General features: G+C 70.0%; 21 protein-coding genes. 19 read left to right on the top strand and 2 right to left on the bottom strand.

Annotation, left to right across the window (positions count from 1 at the left end):
- Nucleotides 1–131: 131 nt before the first annotated feature.
- Entirely contained in the window at nt 132–923 is a 792-nt protein-coding gene (gene map / locus ACTJKO_RS14095; RefSeq protein WP_440689762.1) for a type I methionyl aminopeptidase, read from the bottom strand.
- Nucleotides 924–1,087: 164 nt separating this feature from the next.
- Between map and rplS the strand changes: the two genes are divergently transcribed.
- The 9 genes from rplS (at nt 1,088) to ACTJKO_RS14050 (ending at nt 8,174) form a co-directional block, all read left to right on the top strand.
- Nucleotides 1,088–1,444, top strand: coding sequence for a 50S ribosomal protein L19 (gene rplS / locus ACTJKO_RS14090; protein WP_175351534.1), 357 nt, complete (start codon nt 1,088–1,090; stop codon nt 1,442–1,444).
- Nucleotides 1,445–1,585: 141 nt separating this feature from the next.
- Complete coding sequence (gene lepB / locus ACTJKO_RS14085) at nt 1,586–2,329, top strand: signal peptidase I (RefSeq protein WP_440689759.1); 744 nt, start codon at nt 1,586–1,588, stop codon at nt 2,327–2,329.
- Complete coding sequence (locus ACTJKO_RS14080; protein WP_440689757.1) at nt 2,326–3,033, top strand: ribonuclease HII; 708 nt, start codon at nt 2,326–2,328, stop codon at nt 3,031–3,033. The genes lepB and ACTJKO_RS14080 overlap by 4 nt, the downstream gene beginning before the upstream one ends.
- A gap of 90 nt (nt 3,034–3,123) precedes the next feature.
- Entirely contained in the window at nt 3,124–3,447 is a 324-nt protein-coding gene (locus ACTJKO_RS14075; protein WP_175351537.1) for a DUF2469 family protein, read from the top strand.
- Nucleotides 3,448–3,555: 108 nt separating this feature from the next.
- The gene (locus ACTJKO_RS14070; RefSeq protein ID WP_440689755.1) at nt 3,556–3,903 is read left to right on the top strand and encodes a histone-like nucleoid-structuring protein Lsr2; all 348 of its coding nucleotides are present in this window, start codon (nt 3,556–3,558) and stop codon (nt 3,901–3,903) included.
- A 153-nt stretch (nt 3,904–4,056) separates the two neighbouring features.
- Nucleotides 4,057–4,425: a YraN family protein gene (locus tag ACTJKO_RS14065; protein ID WP_440689753.1), complete on the top strand. Its 369-nt coding sequence runs from the start codon at nt 4,057–4,059 to the stop codon at nt 4,423–4,425.
- Nucleotides 4,422–5,948, top strand: a complete 1,527-nt coding sequence (locus ACTJKO_RS14060) for a YifB family Mg chelatase-like AAA ATPase (RefSeq protein WP_440689751.1) — start codon at nt 4,422–4,424, stop codon at nt 5,946–5,948. Before ACTJKO_RS14065 ends, ACTJKO_RS14060 begins: the two co-directional genes overlap by 4 nt.
- Complete coding sequence (gene dprA / locus ACTJKO_RS14055) at nt 5,945–7,138, top strand: DNA-processing protein DprA (protein ID WP_440689749.1); 1,194 nt, start codon at nt 5,945–5,947, stop codon at nt 7,136–7,138. The genes ACTJKO_RS14060 and dprA overlap by 4 nt, the downstream gene beginning before the upstream one ends.
- A gap of 103 nt (nt 7,139–7,241) precedes the next feature.
- Nucleotides 7,242–8,174, top strand: a complete 933-nt coding sequence (locus tag ACTJKO_RS14050) for a tyrosine recombinase XerC (RefSeq protein WP_440689747.1) — start codon at nt 7,242–7,244, stop codon at nt 8,172–8,174.
- 5 nt (nt 8,175–8,179) lie between these two features.
- On the opposite strand, the gene ACTJKO_RS14045 is transcribed toward ACTJKO_RS14050, so the two are convergent.
- A complete protein-coding gene (locus ACTJKO_RS14045) occupies nt 8,180–8,860 on the bottom strand; it encodes a M23 family metallopeptidase (protein WP_440689745.1) in 681 nt (226 codons plus the stop codon).
- A 232-nt stretch (nt 8,861–9,092) separates the two neighbouring features.
- On the opposite strand from ACTJKO_RS14045, the gene ACTJKO_RS14040 reads away from it, so the two are divergent.
- The 10 genes from ACTJKO_RS14040 to ACTJKO_RS13995 all read left to right on the top strand — a co-directional run bounded on the left by ACTJKO_RS14040 (nt 9,093) and on the right by ACTJKO_RS13995 (nt 17,723).
- Nucleotides 9,093–10,535, top strand: coding sequence for a sugar porter family MFS transporter (locus ACTJKO_RS14040; RefSeq protein ID WP_440689743.1), 1,443 nt, complete (start codon nt 9,093–9,095; stop codon nt 10,533–10,535).
- 257 nt (nt 10,536–10,792) lie between these two features.
- On the top strand, nt 10,793–11,698 hold the full coding sequence (gene rpsB, locus ACTJKO_RS14035) for a 30S ribosomal protein S2 (RefSeq protein WP_440689741.1): 906 nt from the start codon (nt 10,793–10,795) through the stop codon (nt 11,696–11,698).
- 81 nt (nt 11,699–11,779) lie between these two features.
- Complete coding sequence (gene tsf / locus ACTJKO_RS14030) at nt 11,780–12,607, top strand: translation elongation factor Ts (protein ID WP_440689739.1); 828 nt, start codon at nt 11,780–11,782, stop codon at nt 12,605–12,607.
- A gap of 109 nt (nt 12,608–12,716) precedes the next feature.
- Complete coding sequence (gene pyrH / locus ACTJKO_RS14025; RefSeq protein WP_440689737.1) at nt 12,717–13,436, top strand: UMP kinase; 720 nt, start codon at nt 12,717–12,719, stop codon at nt 13,434–13,436.
- Between the two features lie 47 nt (nt 13,437–13,483).
- Nucleotides 13,484–14,038: a ribosome recycling factor gene (gene frr, locus ACTJKO_RS14020; RefSeq protein WP_066654807.1), complete on the top strand. Its 555-nt coding sequence runs from the start codon at nt 13,484–13,486 to the stop codon at nt 14,036–14,038.
- A complete protein-coding gene (locus tag ACTJKO_RS14015) occupies nt 14,038–15,030 on the top strand; it encodes a phosphatidate cytidylyltransferase (protein WP_440689734.1) in 993 nt (330 codons plus the stop codon). The genes frr and ACTJKO_RS14015 overlap by 1 nt, the downstream gene beginning before the upstream one ends.
- A gap of 69 nt (nt 15,031–15,099) precedes the next feature.
- Nucleotides 15,100–15,648 (top strand): DivIVA domain-containing protein, encoded by a 549-nt coding sequence (locus tag ACTJKO_RS14010; RefSeq protein WP_440689732.1) that lies wholly within the window; start codon nt 15,100–15,102, stop codon nt 15,646–15,648.
- Between the two features lie 60 nt (nt 15,649–15,708).
- Nucleotides 15,709–16,677: a lytic transglycosylase domain-containing protein gene (locus ACTJKO_RS14005; RefSeq protein WP_440689730.1), complete on the top strand. Its 969-nt coding sequence runs from the start codon at nt 15,709–15,711 to the stop codon at nt 16,675–16,677.
- A 12-nt stretch (nt 16,678–16,689) separates the two neighbouring features.
- Nucleotides 16,690–16,995, top strand: a complete 306-nt coding sequence (locus ACTJKO_RS14000; RefSeq protein ID WP_440689728.1) for a hypothetical protein — start codon at nt 16,690–16,692, stop codon at nt 16,993–16,995.
- Nucleotides 16,992–17,723: an alpha/beta hydrolase gene (locus tag ACTJKO_RS13995; protein ID WP_440689726.1), complete on the top strand. Its 732-nt coding sequence runs from the start codon at nt 16,992–16,994 to the stop codon at nt 17,721–17,723. Before ACTJKO_RS14000 ends, ACTJKO_RS13995 begins: the two co-directional genes overlap by 4 nt.
- Nucleotides 17,724–17,732: the final 9 nt, after the last annotated feature.

Genomic DNA, 17,732 nt, shown 5'->3' with positions numbered 1-17,732 from the left:
CGGTCCGGTCGGGTCCTGGTCGGTCCGGTCCGGTTCTGGTCGCACGACGTGCCGTCCGCGTCCGTTCTGGTCGCACGACGTGCCGTCGGCCAGGAAGGTGAGCGGCAGGTCGTGCGACCCCGGCGAGGACGTCAGACGCCGGCCTCGGCTCGTTGGGCGCGACGCAGGGTGAGGACCTCGGGTCCTGTCTCGGTGACCGCGACCGTGTGCTCCACGTGCGCGGCCCGCGAGCCGTCCACGCTCTTCAATGTCCAGCCGTCGTCGTCCTGGTAGAGCTCGGCGGTCCCCTGCATCAGCCACGGTTCGATCGCCACGACCAGCCCGGGGCGCAGCTTGAGACCGCGCCCCGGCCGGCCGTCGTTGGGCACGTGCGGGTCGCCGTGCATCGTGCGACCCACCCCGTGTCCGCCGAACTGCAGGTTCACGTCGTAGCCGGCGTCGTGCGCGACACGGCCGATGGCGTACGACACGTCTCCGAGCTTGTTCCCCGGTCGGAACTGCTCGATGCCCGCGACGAGGGCGCGCTCGACGGTGGTGACGAGCCGCTGGTCGTCCTCCCTCGGGGTCCCGACCTGGACCGTGACGGCGGAGTCCGCAACCCAACTGTCGACGCTCGCGGCGAAGTCGAGACTCACCAGGTCCCCGTCGACCAGGACGCGGTCGTACGGGAGCCCGTGCAGCGCGGCGTCGTTGACCGACGTGCAGAGGTTCTTGCCGAACGGTGACCTGCCGAAGGACGGGTGGTAGTCCACGTAGCAGCTGACCGCACCGCGTTCGGCGATCATCCGGGCCGCCACCCGGTCCAGGTCGAGCAGGTTCACCCCGACGTCGACGGTGTCGAGCAACTCGTCGAGGACGTCGGCGACGAAGCGGCCCGCGGCACGGAGGCCGTCCAGCTCGGCAGGGGTGCGCAGTTCGATCATGCCTCCCATCCTCGTCGTTTTGCCTCGACGGTTCCGTGTGGCAGTATTGATCCTCGTGCCCTGGCTGGACTCTGCCACGGGGGAGTCGCCGACACCGGGCACACACCCACTTTCCGAAACCGATCCGCGGCGACCCGTGTGCGTCCGCAGAGAGTGACCCAATCATGAGCCAGCTCCTCGACCACGTCGACGCAGCATCGCTGCGCACCGACGTTCCGGACTTCCGTCCCGGCGACACCATCAAGGTGCACGTCAACATCATCGAAGGCACGCGCTCGCGTGTCCAGGTGTTCCAGGGCGTCGTCATCGCGCGTCAGGGTCACGGCCTCGGCGAGACCTTCAAGGTTCGCAAGGTGAGCTTCCAGGTCGGCGTCGAGCGCTGGTTCCCGGTGCACTCGCCGATCATCGACCACATCGAGATCGTCACCAAGGGTGACGTCCGTCGCGCGAAGCTCTACTACCTCCGCGAACTCCGCGGCAAGGCCGCCCGCCGCAAGATCAAGGAGAAGCGCGAGTCCTGATCGCCTTCACAGTGACCGTCCGCGAGCCGGACGGCGCTGTCGGCCCCTCGTCCATGTACGGTTGTGCATCGACGGGGGGCTTTCCCGTGTGTGGGACCGGAAGGGTCCGCCGCGGGATCCTGTGGTTGAACGAGAGCGGAAATGACGGACACGACTGACGAAACCGGGCGCCGGCCCCGTGTCGAGAAGAAGCGCAACGGCGTCCTCACGTTCCTCCGCGACCTCGTCATCATCTTCATCGCGGCACTGCTCGTGTCGTTCCTCGTCAAGACGTTCCTGATCCGGTCGTTCTACATCCCGTCGGCGTCGATGGAGAACACCCTGCAGATCAACGACCGGGTGATCGTGAACGAGCTCGTGCCGAACGTCGTGTCGCTCAAGCGTGGCGACGTCGTCGTGTTCAAGGACCCGGGTGGATGGCTCGATGGGTCGGAGGTGCCGAACGTCACCCCGACGACGCAGCCCGCCAAGGCCATCGACTGGTTGCTCACCCAGGTCGGTCTCGGCACCGGGGACAGTGACGACCACCTCATCAAGCGGGTGATCGGGCTGCCGGGCGACAAGGTGTCCTGCTGCAACGACCTCGGGCAGATGTCCGTGAACGGTGTCCCGATCAAGGAGCCGTACCTCAAGCTTCCGGCGGGTGCTCCTGCGTCGGCGACCGACTTCTCCGTCACCGTGCCGAAGGGCACGATCTGGGTGATGGGTGACAACCGCAATGACTCGAAGGACTCCCGCTACAACGGCGACACCCCGTCGAAGGGCTTCGTGCCGCTGTCGGACGTGACCGGCCGCGCCTTCGTCATCTCGTGGCCGTCGAGCCGGTGGACCTGGCTCAACGACTACCCGGACGTCTTCGCGGGTGTGGAGGAACGGGACAAGTGACCGTGGTCCGGCCGTCCCTCCGAGTCGAGAGGAAGCTGCTCGGCGAGGGCCGCGTCACGGTCATCGGCATGGACGAGGTCGGACGTGGCGCGATCGCCGGGCCGGTCGCCGTGGGCGTCGCCGCGGTGACGATCGACGTCGGCCGGGTGCCCCAGGGGCTCGCTGACTCGAAGCTGCTCAGTGCCGCCCGCCGCGAAGCCCTCGACCCCGTGGTGCGCCGCTGGACCCGGACGGCGGTCGGCATGGCGTCGGCCGAGGTCGTCGATCAGCAGGGCATCGTTCCCGCCCTCGGGCAGGCCGGCGCATCCGCACTGGCTGCCCTGGTGGCCGAGGGGCTGTCGCTCGAGGGGGCGGTGGTGGTGCTCGACGGTTCGTTCGACTGGCTGACCCGAGCGGTGCCGTCGACGCTCCGGCTCCCGACGGACCCGCTCGAGGTCGTCGTCCGGATCAAGGCCGACCGGGACTGCGCCTCGGTGGCAGCGGCTTCGGTCGTCGCGAAGGTCGCGCGCGACGCACTCATGACGGCGGCGCACGAGGAGGCGCCGCACTACGCGTGGGCGTCGAACAAGGGGTACGGGTCGACGGCACACTACGACGCGATCCGCGCGGTCGGGCCGCACGCGCTGCACCGGAAGAGCTGGTTGCACCAGGCGTCCAGTGTGGCGTTGGACGGGTTCGCCGAACTGGATGCCCTCGCGGGCTGATCCCGGGTCGGTCGGCGTCCGTCACGGCCACCCGATGCTCGGCTCACGGTTGTGCCAGGGACGGCCTGGTCGCCGTAGACTGTGGGCGCGATGGATGACGACGAATTCGACGACTACGACCGCGAGGTCGAACTGGCCCTGTACCGGGAGTACCGCGACGTCGTGTCGCAATTCCGGTACGTGGTCGAGACCGAGCGGCGTTTCTACCTGGCCAACGAGGTCGAGCTGGTCCGCCGGGACACCGAACACGATTTCTACTTCGAATTGACGATGAGCGATGTCTGGGTCTGGGATGTCTACCGTTCCGACCGCTTCGTGAAGTCCGTGCGTGTACTGACGTTCAAGGACGTGAACGTCGAAGAACTCACGTCGCGTGAACTCGAACTGCCGAAGGAACTCGCACTCGACGAGTGATCTTCACTTCTAATGCCGTTCCGGAGAAACGCCGCGGCATTTGTGCGTGAATGCAATGCACCCGCTAATGTGAAAGGGATTTCCGTCCCCCTCACACAGGAGCACGTCATGGCACAGAAGGTCACCGTCCAACTCGTCGACGACCTCGACGACACCCCGATCGCCCCCGGGTCCGGTCGCACGGTCGAATTCGCGTTCGACGGTTCGTCGTACGAGATCGACCTCACCGACGACAACGTCGACAAGTTCCGTGAAGCGATCTCCGACTACGTCGCCGCAGCACGCAAGGTCTCCGGTCGTCGTTCGGGCGGAGCCACGGCAAAGGCGGCGCCGAAGCGCGGCAACTCCGAGGAACTCGCGAAGATCCGCGAGTGGGCCAAGGAGAACGGGTACGAGGTCTCCACGCGCGGACGTATCTCGACCCAGGTGCAGGAAGCGTACGCGGCCGCACACTGAGTGCAATCCTCGAGAACCCCGGTCGACTTCGGTCGGCCGGGGTTCTTCGTTCGTCCTCCACAGCGCGGTCCAATTGCATGACCGTCCACATGTGTTCCCCTCGGGCCAGGGGAGCTCGGTGATCTCCGCCATCGTCGTGGCGGAGGGAACGACATGGAACAACGACCGCTGCGGAACAGCAGCCTCGGACGATTCGGTGAGGAACGCGCTGCGGAATGGCTGACCGGCCAGGGATTCCGGATCGTCGAACGCAATTGGCGCTGTGCGCGTGGTGAGATCGACATCATCGCCTGGCAGTCCTGCACGCTCGTCTTCATCGAGGTGAAGACGAGGTCCGGCGCCTCGACCGGCCACCCGTTCGAGGCGATCACGGCATCGAAGATCGCCCGGCTCCGCCGCCTGGTACCGGCGTGGTTCGACGACCACCCCGAAGTCACTGCTTGGACCATCCGCATCGACGCCGTCGCGGTGCACGTCGACGACGATCGGGTCGGGATCGAGCACGTCGCGGGTGTCCTGTGACGACGGACATCGGCCGGGCCGCCGCGATCGCGTTCGTGGGCGTGCAGGGCCGGCTGATCGAGGTGGAGGCGCACCTCACGAGCCAGCTGCCGGGGTTCAACATCATCGGGCTGCCCGACGCCGCGCTCGGCGAAGCTCGGGAGCGCGTCCGGTCCGCCAGCGCCGTCGCGGACTGCCCGCTGCCGGCGCGGCGGATCACGGTGAACCTCACGCCGGCGTCGATCCCGAAGCGGGGATCGGGCTTCGACCTCGCCATCGCGATGGCGATCCTCGGGGCGGAGGGCATCGCACCACAGGTCTCCCGAGACGTCGCGTACATCGGGGAACTCGGACTCGACGGTCGCGTCCGACCGGTGCCGGGCGTCATCCCGATGGTCATCGCCGCCCGCGACGCCGGCGTCACACGCGTCGTCGTGCCCGTGGGCAACCTCGAGGAGGCGCTCGTCGTCCCGGGGATCGACGTGCTCGGGACGGCCTCGCTCCGCGCCAGCGCCATCACGGCCGGGGCCCTGCTCCCGCCGGTCGACGTCGAGCCGGTGCTGGTGCCCGCGATCGCGGAGACCGCACCCCGCGCACACGACCTCGCCGACGTCATCGGGAACGCCGTCGGTGTCCGCGCGGTGATCGCCGCAGCGGCGGGCGGCCACCACATGTTCCTGCTCGGGCCGCCCGGCGCGGGCAAGACGATGCTCGCCGAACGGCTGCCCGGGCTGCTGCCCGACCTCGACCCGGACGCGGCGCTCGAGGTCGCCTCGGTCCGATCGGTGAGCGGGCACGGCAACCAGTCCTGGAGCGTTCGTCCCCCGTGGGAGGCGCCGCACCACTCCTCGTCCGCGATGGCGCTCATCGGCGGGGGATCGGGCCTCCTCCGACCCGGCGCCGTGTCGCGAGCCACACGAGGGGTGCTCTTCCTGGACGAAGCGACCGAGTTCCCCCGCGCCGTGCTCGACGCGCTCCGGCAACCACTGGAGTCCGGACGGATCACCGTGCACCGGAGCGTCGGCAGTGCTGAGTTCCCCGCGCGGTGTCAGGTCGTCCTCGCCGCGAACCCGTGCCCGTGCGGGAACGCCGGTGCTCGGGGCGGTCCGCTGTGCACCTGCAGTCCGAGCGTGGTCCGCAAGTACCTCGGCCGGATCTCGGGCCCGCTGCTCGACCGGATCGACATCCGTGTGGCGGTTCCGCGCGTGACGACCGGCACCATCCGAGCGAACGAGGGGACCGCACCCACGACGGCCGTCGCTGCCGAGCAGGTGGCAGCCGCGCGGCAGCGCATGGCCGAGCGACTGCGGGGGACCGGGTGGCGGTGCAACGCCGAGGTCACCGGGCCCTGGCTCCGGTCGGACGGGCGTGCCGAGCCGGGAGCGACGTCGGCCCTCGACCGCGCGCTCGACTTCGGTTCGCTCACGATGCGCGGCTGGGACCGGGTCATGCGGCTCGCCTGGACCATGGCCGACCTCGGCGGCGTCCGTCGACCCGGAGCGGAGGAGGTCCGACGGGCCCTGGCACTGCGGAGCGCACTGTGACCGCGACCGCGGACGCGGAGGCGTCGGCCCGGGTCACCTGGAGCATCCTCGCCGAACCGGGCGACTCGGTGGCCGGGGAACTGATCGACCGGTTCGGAGCGATCGAGTCGCTCGTACTCGTCCGCAGGGCGGTGCGAGCGGGCCCGGGCGAGATCGCCGAACGGATCGGTGACGCGCCGTCCTTCGCGGACGGTCCGGAGCGTGTGCGATCCGAACTCGTGAAGGCGCTCGCACGGTGGGGTCCGCGCGTCGCCGGTGCGGACCCGGTCGCCGCGGTCCACGCCGGTGCGGCGGTGGGCGCGCGGCTCGTCCTGCCGGGTGAGCCGGGGTGGCCGACCGGTCTGGACGGCCTCGGTCCGCACGCGCCGTTCGTGCTGTGGAGCCGTTCCGAACAGGAGGACCCGGTCGGGACGGCCGGCTGCGTCGGCGCGATGGCGGTCGTCGGGTGCCGCGCGAACACGGTCGCCGGCGCCGAGGCCACGGCCGAGATCACGTCGACCGCAGTCGACTCGGGCATCGAGATCGTGTCGGGCGGCGCGTACGGCATCGACGCGGTCGCCCACCGCGTGGCCGTCGCTGCGGGAACGCCGACGACTGCCGTGCTCGCGGGTGGGATCGACCAGTTCTACCCCGCGGGGAACCACGAGCTGCTCCGGAACGTGCTCGGCCGTGGGCGGGTGCTGTCCGAGTCGCCGCCGGGAACGCGGCCGACCAGGTGGCGCTTCCTCGCACGCAACCGGCTCATCGCGGCGCTGTCCGATGCGACGGTCGTCGTCGAGGCCGCGGCACGTTCGGGAGCCCTCAACACGGCGCACCACGCGCTGCAGCTCGGCAGACCGGTGTTCGCGGTGCCCGGTGCGTTCTCGTCGGCGGCGTCGGTCGGATGCCATCGGCTCATCGCCGAGGGGAACGCGCAGATCGTCGTGGCACCGCGTGATCCGGTCGCCGCGGTGCTGCCCGGTGCCGCGGCGGCCTCCGCGGGTGCGCGGCACGCGGAGGCGACCGTTCTGACGACGGGTTCCGACCCGCACGTGCAACGGACGCTCGACGCGCTCGAACGTCGACCGCTCCCGGTGGAGGAGGTCGCACGGCGCAGCGGGCTCTCGGTCGACGACGCCGCGGATGCGCTCGCGTTGGCGCAGCTCGAAGGACTCGTGGCGAACCTCGCCGACGGGTGGTGTCGCCGCTGAGGACAGACGGACACGGGCGACGGCGACGGCGACGGCGACGGCGGCGACGGCAGCCGCGGCGGGTGCGACCTGATCCGTGGTCCGACGCGCCTACGCTGGGCGCGTGACGGAACTCCGGGACGAACGGCTCGAAGCGGCGGTCGACGCGTTCCTGACGCATGCCCGGCACGCTCGTGGTCTGAGCGAGCAGACCGTGCGCGCGTACGCGAACGACCTCGAGCAGCTCGTGGAGTTCGCGTGCGTGCGCGGCGTGGACGTGCTCCCGGACCTCGGGCTCGAGCTGCTCCGGGACTGGTTGTGGGACGCCGACCACCGCGGCCTCGCGAGGAGCACCATCGCACGTCGGTCGTCGTCGGTCCGGGCGTTCACCCGTTGGGCGAGCGAGTCCGGTCGCACTCCGAGCGATCCGGGCGCACGTCTCCGAGCGCCGAAGGGGGCGGCACACCTCCCGCGCGTCGTCTCCGCGGACCAGGTCCGGTCGATGCTCGACGCCCTGGCGGGCCGGGCAGCAGGCGACGACCCGGGAGCGCTCCGGGACCTCGCGGTCGTGGAACTCCTCTACGCAGCCGGCATCCGGGTCAGCGAACTCGTGGGCATCGACGTGCTCGACGTCGATCGGGGCCGACTCACGGTGCGTGTGCTCGGCAAGGGCGGGCGGGAGCGTGTCGTGCCGTTCGGGGTGCCGGCGCGGGACGCGCTCGAGGCCTGGCTCGAACGCGGTCGGCCGGTCGTCCTCGCGAAGAACGGCGGCGCCGACCCCGGTGCGCTGTTCCTCGGCGACCGCGGAGCCCGTCTCGGAGTGCGGAGTGCCTACCGCATCGTCGCCCGGCTGCTGCAGGACCTTCCGGGCGAGGGACCGAGCGGGCCGCACACCTTCCGGCACACGGCTGCGACGCACCTCCTCGACGGGGGAGCGGACCTCCGCGCGGTGCAGGAACTGCTCGGCCACGCGAGTCTCGGCACGACGCAGATCTACACCCACGTGTCATCGGCGCGGCTGCGCGAGGTCTACCGGACGGCCCACCCGCGCGCCTAGCCGGATCAGCCGGTCCAGGCGGACTCCGGCAGCAGGACCGGCCACGCCGCAGGCGGCAGGTACGGGGTCGGATCGACGTAGCGGTCGTCGATCCGGGCGCCGAGGTGGAGGCACGGCGTCGATGCCGGGCAGTGTCCGACCGCCACGCGGCCCACGGCGTCGCCCTGGTGCACCCTGTCGCCCGTCGTGACCGTCGGCGTGACGGAGTCGAGCGTGCTGCGCAGGCCGTCGCCGTGGTCGATCGTCACGACCCCGCGACCCGCGACCGGGCCGGCGAACGTCACCGTACCGCCGGCGACCGCGACCGCGGCCGTCCCGACGGGGGCGCGCACGTCGATGCCGCGGTGGCCTGCCGCGTAGTCGTTCGCCGGAGCCTCCCACGGTCGGCTCACCGTCCGGCTCCCGGTCGGCCACACCCACGGCGCCGGTTCCGTCCCGCGCTCGACCGCCGGCGACGCCGGTACCGCGCCCGCCGACGCGCCCGCCGACGCGGCCGCCGACGCCGCGAGGCCTTGCTGCGGTGGGCCGCCGGGAACCGACGCCACCTGCGTTCCGGGGAGGAGGAACAGCAGGAGGAACAGCAGGAGCAGCAGGAACAGGAGGAAAGCTGCAGCCGCAGAGCAGCGCACCCGCCCGTCCCGGACGAGCAGTCGGCCGGACGGAGGGAACGCGGAGAGGAACTGCACAGGACCACCCTCCCGAGCACCCGCGCACCACGGGACGGGAGCACGACGACCTGTGGAGGACGAGCCGCGCCTCCCGGCCTGTGGAGCGAGAACGCACCCGGTTGGGCCTCGACGGCCGCCGGGGAGTACCATCTGGGGCGCTCCGGAACACGCAACGCCGCACGGACGGCGAACCAGCCGACCGCCGGGGCACCGTGCGCCACCCAGCACGGCGGCAAGAACCTGGAGCACCGTGTCGAACACGTCCACCCAACACGGCGAGGACCGTGCCTTCAAGGGGAAGGTCACCGCATTCGCGATCGCTGCGGCGGTCGGCGGCTTCCTCTTCGGATTCGACTCCTCCGTCATCAACGGCGCGGTCGACGCCATCAAGGGCGAGTTCGGCCTGTCCGAAGCAGCCAGCGGCTTCGCGGTCGCCTCAGCGCTCATCGGCTGCGCGTTCGGCGCGTACTTCGCCGGTCGCCTCGCGGACCGCTGGGGTCGCACCCGGGTGATGTTCTGGGCAGCGGTGCTGTTCCTGGTGTCCTCGATCGGTGCGGGCTTCGCCTTCGCCACGTGGGACTTCGTGATCTGGCGCCTGGTCGGCGGTCTCGGCATCGGTACGGCGTCGGTGATCGCGCCGGCCTACATCTCCGAGGTCTCGCCGAAGGGCATCCGCGGGCGTCTGGCCTCGTTCCAGCAGCTCGCCATCACGATCGGTATCTTCGCCGCGCTCCTGTCCGACCAGTTCTTCGCGACCACGGCTGGCGGGGCGTCCTCGGTCGTCCTCGGGCTGCCCGCGTGGCGCTGGATGTTCCTCGTCGGCGTCATCCCGTCGGTGGTCTACGGCGTCCTGGCGATCACGCTGCCGGAGTCGCCGCGGTTCCTGCTCGCGAAGGGTCGCACGGACGACGCCCGCGGGGTGATGGAGAAGATCGTCCCGCAGGACACGGTGAACACCAGCCTGGAGGAGATCCAGGACGGCATCGACAAGGAAGCCAACGAGAAGAAGGGCTCGATCCGCGGCAACCGCTTCGGCCTGCAGCCGATCGTGTGGGTCGGCATCATCCTCGCCGTGCTGCAGCAGTTCGTCGGCATCAACGTGATCTTCTACTACTCGACGACGCTCTGGCAGGCGGTCGGCTTCAAGGAGAACGACTCCTTCCTCATCTCGACGATCACCTCCGTGGTGAACGTCGCGGTCACGTTCATCGCGATCTTCCTCGTCGACAAGGTCGGTCGGAAGCCGTTGCTGATCGCGGGCTCCGCCGGCATGTTCGTGTCGCTGCTCATGGTCGCCATCGCGTTCTCGCAGGCGACGATCGTGAACGGCAACCCGAGCCTCCCGGGCGCGTGGGGCATGATCGCGCTGGTCTTCGCGAACCTCTTCGTCGTGTCGTTCGGCGCCACGTGGGGTCCGCTCATGTGGGTGCTCCTCGGCGAGATGTTCCCGAACCGCATCCGAGCGACGGCGCTCGGCGTCGGTTCCGCGGCGAACTGGATCGCGAACTTCATCGTCACGATCTCGTTCCCGGTGCTCTCGGGCTTCAACCTGACGGTGACGTACGGCATCTACGCGCTCTTCGCGCTGCTGTCGCTCTTCTTCGTCATCGCGAAGATCCCGGAGACGAAGGGCCGCTCGCTCGAGGAGATGGGCATCACCGCCGAGGGCGAGACGGTCAGCGCCAAGTCCTGACGCACCAGCGTCACGATCAGCCGGGAGGCGCNACCGCGCCTCCTGTGCGTCCCGCGACCTGCTAGAGTTTCTCCAGCAGCGCGCTGAGCGCGCTGACTTCGCGCGTCCACACGCGTCCCACGGCCACCGGTCCTGCTCTCGCGAGCGGGCGGCCGCGCGGGCAGGGCGCCAGGGGCCACGACCACCGGTCGTGACCGACACAACCGCAACCGTGCGCACGGCCCAACAGTCGTGTGCCGAGAACAAGGAGGGACGGCATGGCCGTCGTCACCATCCGCCAGCTGCTCGACAGCGGCGTCCACTTCGGACACCAGACCCGTCGGTGGAACCCGAAGGTGAAGCGCTTCATCCTCGCCGAGCGCTCGGGCATCCACATCATCGACCTGCAGCAGTCGCTGGCCTACATCGACCGTGCGTACGACTTCGTCAAGGAGACGGTCGCGCATGGCGGCACGATCCTCTTCGTGGGCACCAAGAAGCAGGCGCAGGGCTCCATCGCCGAGCAGGCGACCCGCGTCGGCCAGCCGTACGTCAACCAGCGTTGGCTCGGCGGTCTGCTCACGAACTTCCAGACGGTCTCCAAGCGCCTCGCGCGCATGAAGGAGCTCGAGGAGATCGACTTCGACGACACGACGAAGGGCTTCACCAAGAAGGAGCTCCTCATCAAGAAGCGCGAGCTGGACAAGCTCCACAAGACCCTCGGTGGTATCCGCAACCTCACGCGGACCCCGAGCGCGCTCTGGATCGTCGACACCAAGAAGGAGCACCTCGCCGTCGACGAGGCTCAGAAGCTCGGGATCCCGATCATCGGCATCCTCGACACCAACTGCGACCCGGACGAGATCACGTACCCGATCCCGGGCAACGACGACGCGATCCGTTCCGTCGGCCTGCTCACCCGCATCGTCGCCGACGCCGCGGCCGAGGGCCTGAAGACCCGCCACAACGGTGGGGACGACGACGAGGCCGCCGAGCCGCTGGCCGAGTGGGAGCAGGAGCTCCTCGCCGGTCAGACCGAGGGTGAGGGCGCCACCGTCCAGGAGAACGACGCCGACGCGGAGGTCGCTGCGAAGGAGATCGGCGAGCCGATCGCCGACGAGGCGAAGAACGCGGAGCCGACGGCCGAGGCCGAGGCCGCCGCGGAGACCACCCCCGCCGAGTGACCATCGGGGGCGTCGGGCCGAACGGCTCGGCGCCCCTGTTCCACTCTCCACAAACGCACAGTCCAGAAAGGACTCCAGTCAATGGCAAACTACAGCCTTGCTGACGTGAAGAAGCTCCGCGAGGACCTCGGGGCCGGCATGATGGACGCCAAGAACGCCCTCGTCGAGGCCGACGGCGACTACGACAAGGCCGTCGAACTGCTCCGCATCAAGGGTGCGAAGGCCGTCGCCAAGCGTGACGACCGCGCCACCTCGGAGGGTGTCGTCGTGGCCGTCGCCGACAACGGCGCCGCCACCGTCGTCGAGCTCGCCAGTGAGACCGACTTCGTCGCGAAGAACGAGAAGTTCACCACCCTCGCCGACAAGGTCGCCGCCGCGGTCGCCGCTGCCGGTGCCGCCGACGTCGCTGCCGGCAACGCCGCGCCGCTCGACGGCAAGACGGTCGCCGATGCGATCGACGAGGCCGCTGCCGCGCTGGGTGAGAAGCTCGAGCTCCGCACGGTCACCCGTGTCGAGGGCGACGCGTTCGAGATCTACCTGCACAAGACCAGCCAGGACCTCCCGCCGCAGATCGCCGTCGTCATCGCCTACTCGGGCTCCGACGCCGCCGAGGCCCGCTCGATCGCGCAGCACGTCGCGTTCGCCAACCCGACGTACCTCACGCGCGACGAGATCCCGGCCGAGGCCATCGAGAAGGAGCGCGCGACCGTCGAGGCGATCACGCGCGAGGAGGGCAAGCCGGAGGCCGCCCTGCCGAAGATCGTCGAGGGTCGTCTCAACGCCTACCGCAAGCAGGTCGCGCTCCTCGAGCAGGACTACGCGAAGGACAACAAGATCTCCGTCGCGAAGGCCGCCGAGAACGCCGGCATCACGATCCAGGGCTTCGCCCGCGTCAAGGTCGGCGCGTAGCGAACCCGTGACGGGGCCAGGAACCGATCGGTTCCTGGCCCCGTTTTTCGCGCCCCGACCGAGGGCGCGAGTAGATTCCCACGAGACATTCGACGAAGGGTGCGACCACATGACGAACGAGAAGACCGGACGCCGCCGGGTCCTGTTGAAGCTGTCGGGGGAGGCGTTCGGAGCCGGGTCGCTCGGGGTGAACCCGGACGTCATCAGCACCATCGCCAAGGAGATCGCCCTCGCCGCGCAGGAGGTCGAGGTCGCGATCGTCGTCGGCGGCGGCAACTTCTTCCGTGGCGCCGAGCTCTCGCAGCGCGGGATGGACCGCGGACGGGCCGACTACATGGGCATGCTCGGGACCGTCATGAACGCGCTGGCGCTCCAGGACTTCCTCGAGCAGGCCGGTGCGGCCACCCGCGTGCAGTCGGCGATCAGCATGACCCAGGTGGCCGAGCCGTACATCCCGCGGCGCGCCGAACGCCACCTCGAGAAGGGCCGGATCGTCATCTTCGGTGCGGGCGCAGGGCTGCCGTACTTCTCGACGGACACCGTCGCGGCGCAGCGTGCCCTCGAGATCGACGCGCACGAGGTCCTCGTCGCGAAGAACGGCGTCGACGGCGTCTACACGGCCGACCCGAAGAAGGACGCCACCGCCGAGAAGCTGCACCACGTGACCTACCAGGACGCGCTCCTCAAGGGGCTCAAGGTCGTCGACGCGACGGCGTTCTCGCTGTGCATGGACAACGGCATGCCCATGCACGTCTTCGGGATGGAGGGCGCCGGCAACGTCGCCGCGGCCATCCGGGGTGAGCGCATCGGCACCGTGGTCAGCAACTGACCCCGTCCGCTGACTAGACTCGACGCCAGTACCGAAGGAGAACCACCGTGATCAGTGATGTCCTGACCGAAGCCACCGAGAAGATGGCGAAGGCCGTCGACGTCGCCAAGGACGACTTCGCGACCGTCCGCACCGGCCGCATCAACGCCGCTCTCTTCCAGAAGATCCCGGTCGACTACTACGGCACGCCGACGCCGCTCGCGCAGCTGGCGTCCCTGCAGACGCCGGAAGCGCGCACGCTCATCGTGACGCCCTACGACAAGTCGGCGCTCAAGGAGATCGAGCGCGCCATCGCGACCTTCCCGAACCTCGGCGCCAGCCCGTCGAACGACGGCGAGATCGTCCGCGTGACGATCCCGGAGCTCACGCAGGACCGCCGCAAGGAGTTCGTGAAGCTCGTCCGCGGCAAGGGCGAGGACCACAAGGTGGTCATCCGCAACATCCGTCGTCGGGCGAAGGACGACCTCGACGCGCTCAAGGGGGAGATCTCGGACGACGAGATCGCCCGCGGCGACAAGGACCTCGAGGCCCTCACGAAGAAGCACGTCGATCAGATCGACGACGCGCTGAAGAAGAAGGAAGCCGAACTCCTCGAGGTCTGATGCCCCGTCCAGACCAGGGCGACGACCGCCCCACAGCACAGAAGCGTTCCGCCAAGGGGCTGCGCCAGGACTTCGACGCGCGGGCACGAGCTGCTCGTACGGACTTCGAGGCGCAGCTCCGGCAGCGGAAGGCCGACTTCGGGGCCCGGAACGAAGCCCTGACGGCGCGGACCGGGCGGAACCTCCCGGCGGCGATCGGCATCGCCCTCGCGTTCGCCGTGGTGATGCTGGCGTCGCTGCTCATCTGGACGCCGTCGTTCATGGTCGTCGCGGCGTTCCTGCTCGGCGTCGGAGTGTACGAGCTGGCGAGCGCCATGCGGTTCGCGGGGCGCGACGTCCCACGGGTGCCGAGCGTGCTCGTCAGCGTCGCGGTCGTCCCCGCGGCGTTCCTCGGCGGACAGATCCCGGCGCTGTTCACCCTGCTCGGTGGCATCGTCTTCATCAGCCTCTGGCGCCTGGTCGAGGTCGCCTTCGAACGGCCGAAGCCCCCGGCCGGCAACGTGGCGCGCGACCTGACGAACGGACTGTTCGTCCAGGCGTACATCACCCTGCTCGGCGCGTGCGTCGTCCTGCTCTCCGCGCAGCCGGACGGGCAGTTGTGGGTGATCGCGTTCATCCTCGTGGTCGTCGCCGTCGACACGGGGGCGTACGCGACCGGTCTCAACTTCGGCAAGCACCCGATGGCGCCGCGCATCAGCCCGAAGAAGACGTGGGAGGGCTTCGCGGGATCGGTCGCCGCGAGCATCCTCGTCGGCATCGTGGTCGCCTGGCTCATGCTCGGACTGCCTTGGTGGACCGGTGTGGTCCTCGGCGTCCTCATCTCCGGGTCCGCCACGCTGGGGGACCTCACCGAGTCGATGATCAAGCGCGACCTCGGCATCAAGGACATCTCGTCGTTCCTGCCCGGGCACGGCGGACTACTCGACCGGATCGACAGCATCCTGCCGTCGGCCGCGGTCGCGTACGTGCTGTACCTCGTCGTCAACCACTGACCAGCGTCACGGTCCGCCGTCACAGCGCGTCCAGGTCCCACCAGGGTGCGGTCCTGGCAGAATGTCGCCGTGGCCACCACCTTCCCGAACGCAGACCGCTCCGCTCTCGGATACGACGTCGACGAGGTCGAGCGATTCCTCGAGGACGCGCGTCGCGCCTACACCGCGAACGACACCGCCCCGGCGATCGAGGCTGCGAAGATCCGGGCGACCGCGTTCTCCATGCGCAAGGGCGGCTACTCCACGGCGCACGTCGACGCGGCGCTGGAGCGACTCGAGGACGCCTTCGCCGCCCGTGAGCGTGAGCGTGAGATCGCCGAGATCGGCCAGAAGGCCTGGTACGCCGAAGCCCGGTCGAAGGCGTCGGACGTCGTGGCCCGACTGGAACGGCCGGACGGGCAGCGCTTCAGTCGCGTGAGCGTGCTCGGGACGGGGTACCACCCGAAGGACGTGGACGCCTTCGCGAAGCGTCTGGGTGGGTACTTCCGCGAGGGCAAGCCCCTCAGCCTCACCGAGGTGCGGTCGATCGTGTTCCGGCCGAAGCACGGCGGGTACCGCGAAGCCCAGGTCGACGCGCTCCTCGACGCCGTCGTCGAGGTCATGCTCGCGGTCCGGTGACGACGCGCTGGGGATCGGTGCTTCGCTTTCCGTGATCGTTCCGTTATCCTGGTCGGACTCATGGGCAGGCACACGGCAGACATCAGCTCCGACCGCGATCCCCGCGAGCACCTCGGCCTCTCGGCCGGCGGTGAGCGCCGCGCGGCACTGAACCGAACCCGCACGGCGGAGAACTCGGTCCTCTCGGCGAACCCGCAGATCGCAGTCGGCTCGGTACCGACCGCACCGGTCGTCGCCCCCAAGTCCGTTGCGGCGAATCGTGTCTCGGACACGAAGGGCGCGCAGGCGTCCGCCGCGCGCGCGGTCCCGGCGACGCCGGCCGATCCGCGCATCGTCAAGCAGCGCCGTGCTCGCGCGGTGGTGCCGGCGAAGTCGACGGCGCCTCGGAGCGTGAACGCGTCCGCACGGAAGCGCGCGACCATCCCGGCGCTGTCGTTCTTCGCGGTCTCCGGCATCGTGGTCGGGTCCCTGTTCAACCCGCTGCAGCCCGACGTCGCCCAGGCCGCGGTCTCCGCTCCCGTGCTCGTGAAGGCGCCGGCCGCGCCGCAGGAGTACACCGCGCACGGCACCTACGCCGCGTTCGACGTCACGCGCGACGCGTACGGCGTGACCGTCCCGAAGCCGAAGACCGTCGAGGCTCCGAAGACCGAGACGACGACGGACTCGACCACCAGCACCGCGAAGGTCAGTGCGTCGAACACCCTCGCGGCGACCGCCGCCACGCCGGACCCGGGCAGCGCCCAGGCCATCGCCCAGCAGATGGTGACGGACCGCGGCTGGGGTTCGGACCAGTACAACTGCCTCGTCTCCCTGTGGAACAAGGAGTCCGGCTGGCGCGTCAACGCCTACAACCCGAGCGGTGCGTACGGCATCCCGCAGGCACTCCCCGGCAGCAAGATGGCGTCGGTCGGCGCCGACTGGCAGACGAACCCGGCGACGCAGATCACGTGGGGCCTCAACTACATCGCCGGCGTCTACGGCACGCCGTGCGGTGCCTGGGGCCACAGCCAGTCCTTCAACTGGTACTGATCGGCACGGGCGGTGCCGCGCAGCAACCGGCCGCGGCGTCCGCGCGGTCGCGCATCCGAGCCCGGTGACGAGGAGACCGGCCTCGACCGACTCATGAGCTCGTGGAAGCGCACGGAGATCCGGCGTGGCCGCGAGTACCTCGTGCAGCCGGTCTCGGCCGCTTCGGCGCAGAAGGAGTACGTCTGCCCGGGCTGCGGCGGGACGGTCATGCCGGGTGTGGCGCACGTCGTCGTGTGGCGTGCGGACGGGGTCCTCGGGGACGCGGCGGACCTGGCATCACGCCGCCACTGGCACAACCACTGCTGGAGCATCGCATGAGCACACTCGAGATCCGTTCGAACACCGAGCTCCCGGCACGGCGGACGGACATCGAGCTCGTCACCGACGACCACCTGACGCTCGTCGGGGAACTCGCCGAACCGGTCGACCGGCCTGCTCGCGGCACGATCATCACACTCCACCCGCTGCCGACCGCGCAGGGGTTCATGGACTCGCACGTGCTGAAGAAGGCTGCGGCTCGGCTGCCGGCCCTCGCCGACATCGCGGTGCTGCGGTTCAACTTCCGGTCGGTGTCGTCGCCGCGCGGGACGTCCGAGGGAGTCTTCGGCGACGGCGTCTCCGAGGGGTTCGACCTCCGTGCTGCCGTGGCGGACATCGCCCAGCGGGGTCTGCCGACACCGTGGCTCGTCGGCTGGTCGTTCGGCACCGAGGTCGTCCTCAAGCACGCCCTCGAGCACGTCGAGTCCGGGCAGGTGGCCGGCGCCGTCCTGCTGTCACCGCCGCTGCACCGCACCTCGGAGGAAGAGCTCGCACGGTGGGCGGACGCCCCGGTGCCGGTGGTCGCGCTCGTCCCGGAGCACGACGACTTCCTGCAGCCGGACGACGCCGCGCGTCGCTTCGCGATCGCACCGAACGTGCGGGTCGTCCCCGTGGCCGGTGCCAAGCACCTCTGGGTGGGGGAGCGGTACGTCCGGATCGTGCTCGACGCGATCGCGGACCTCGTCGTGCCCGGCAGCACGCCGCTGCCGACGCACCTCCCGGCCTGACCAGCGTCC

The organism is Curtobacterium sp. 22159, from assembly GCF_052045775.1.
In the GTDB taxonomy this organism is placed as follows: domain Bacteria; phylum Actinomycetota; class Actinomycetes; order Actinomycetales; family Microbacteriaceae; genus Curtobacterium.
Note: the sequence above shows the minus strand (reverse complement) of the source record. Positions and strands in the feature narration are given on the sequence as shown.

Coding starts and splice junctions, on each gene's coding strand:
- map (WP_440689762.1), bottom strand. CDS start 923: ATGATCGAACTGCGCACCCCTGCCGAGCTGGACGGCCTCCGTGCCGCG.
- rplS (WP_175351534.1), top strand. CDS start 1,088: ATGAGCCAGCTCCTCGACCACGTCGACGCAGCATCGCTGCGCACCGAC.
- lepB (WP_440689759.1), top strand. CDS start 1,586: ATGACGGACACGACTGACGAAACCGGGCGCCGGCCCCGTGTCGAGAAG.
- ACTJKO_RS14075 (WP_175351537.1), top strand. CDS start 3,124: ATGGATGACGACGAATTCGACGACTACGACCGCGAGGTCGAACTGGCC.
- ACTJKO_RS14070 (WP_440689755.1), top strand. CDS start 3,556: ATGGCACAGAAGGTCACCGTCCAACTCGTCGACGACCTCGACGACACC.
- ACTJKO_RS14065 (WP_440689753.1), top strand. CDS start 4,057: ATGGAACAACGACCGCTGCGGAACAGCAGCCTCGGACGATTCGGTGAG.
- rpsB (WP_440689741.1), top strand. CDS start 10,793: ATGGCCGTCGTCACCATCCGCCAGCTGCTCGACAGCGGCGTCCACTTC.
- tsf (WP_440689739.1), top strand. CDS start 11,780: ATGGCAAACTACAGCCTTGCTGACGTGAAGAAGCTCCGCGAGGACCTC.
- pyrH (WP_440689737.1), top strand. CDS start 12,717: ATGACGAACGAGAAGACCGGACGCCGCCGGGTCCTGTTGAAGCTGTCG.
- ACTJKO_RS14015 (WP_440689734.1), top strand. CDS start 14,038: ATGCCCCGTCCAGACCAGGGCGACGACCGCCCCACAGCACAGAAGCGT.
- ACTJKO_RS14005 (WP_440689730.1), top strand. CDS start 15,709: ATGGGCAGGCACACGGCAGACATCAGCTCCGACCGCGATCCCCGCGAG.
- ACTJKO_RS13995 (WP_440689726.1), top strand. CDS start 16,992: ATGAGCACACTCGAGATCCGTTCGAACACCGAGCTCCCGGCACGGCGG.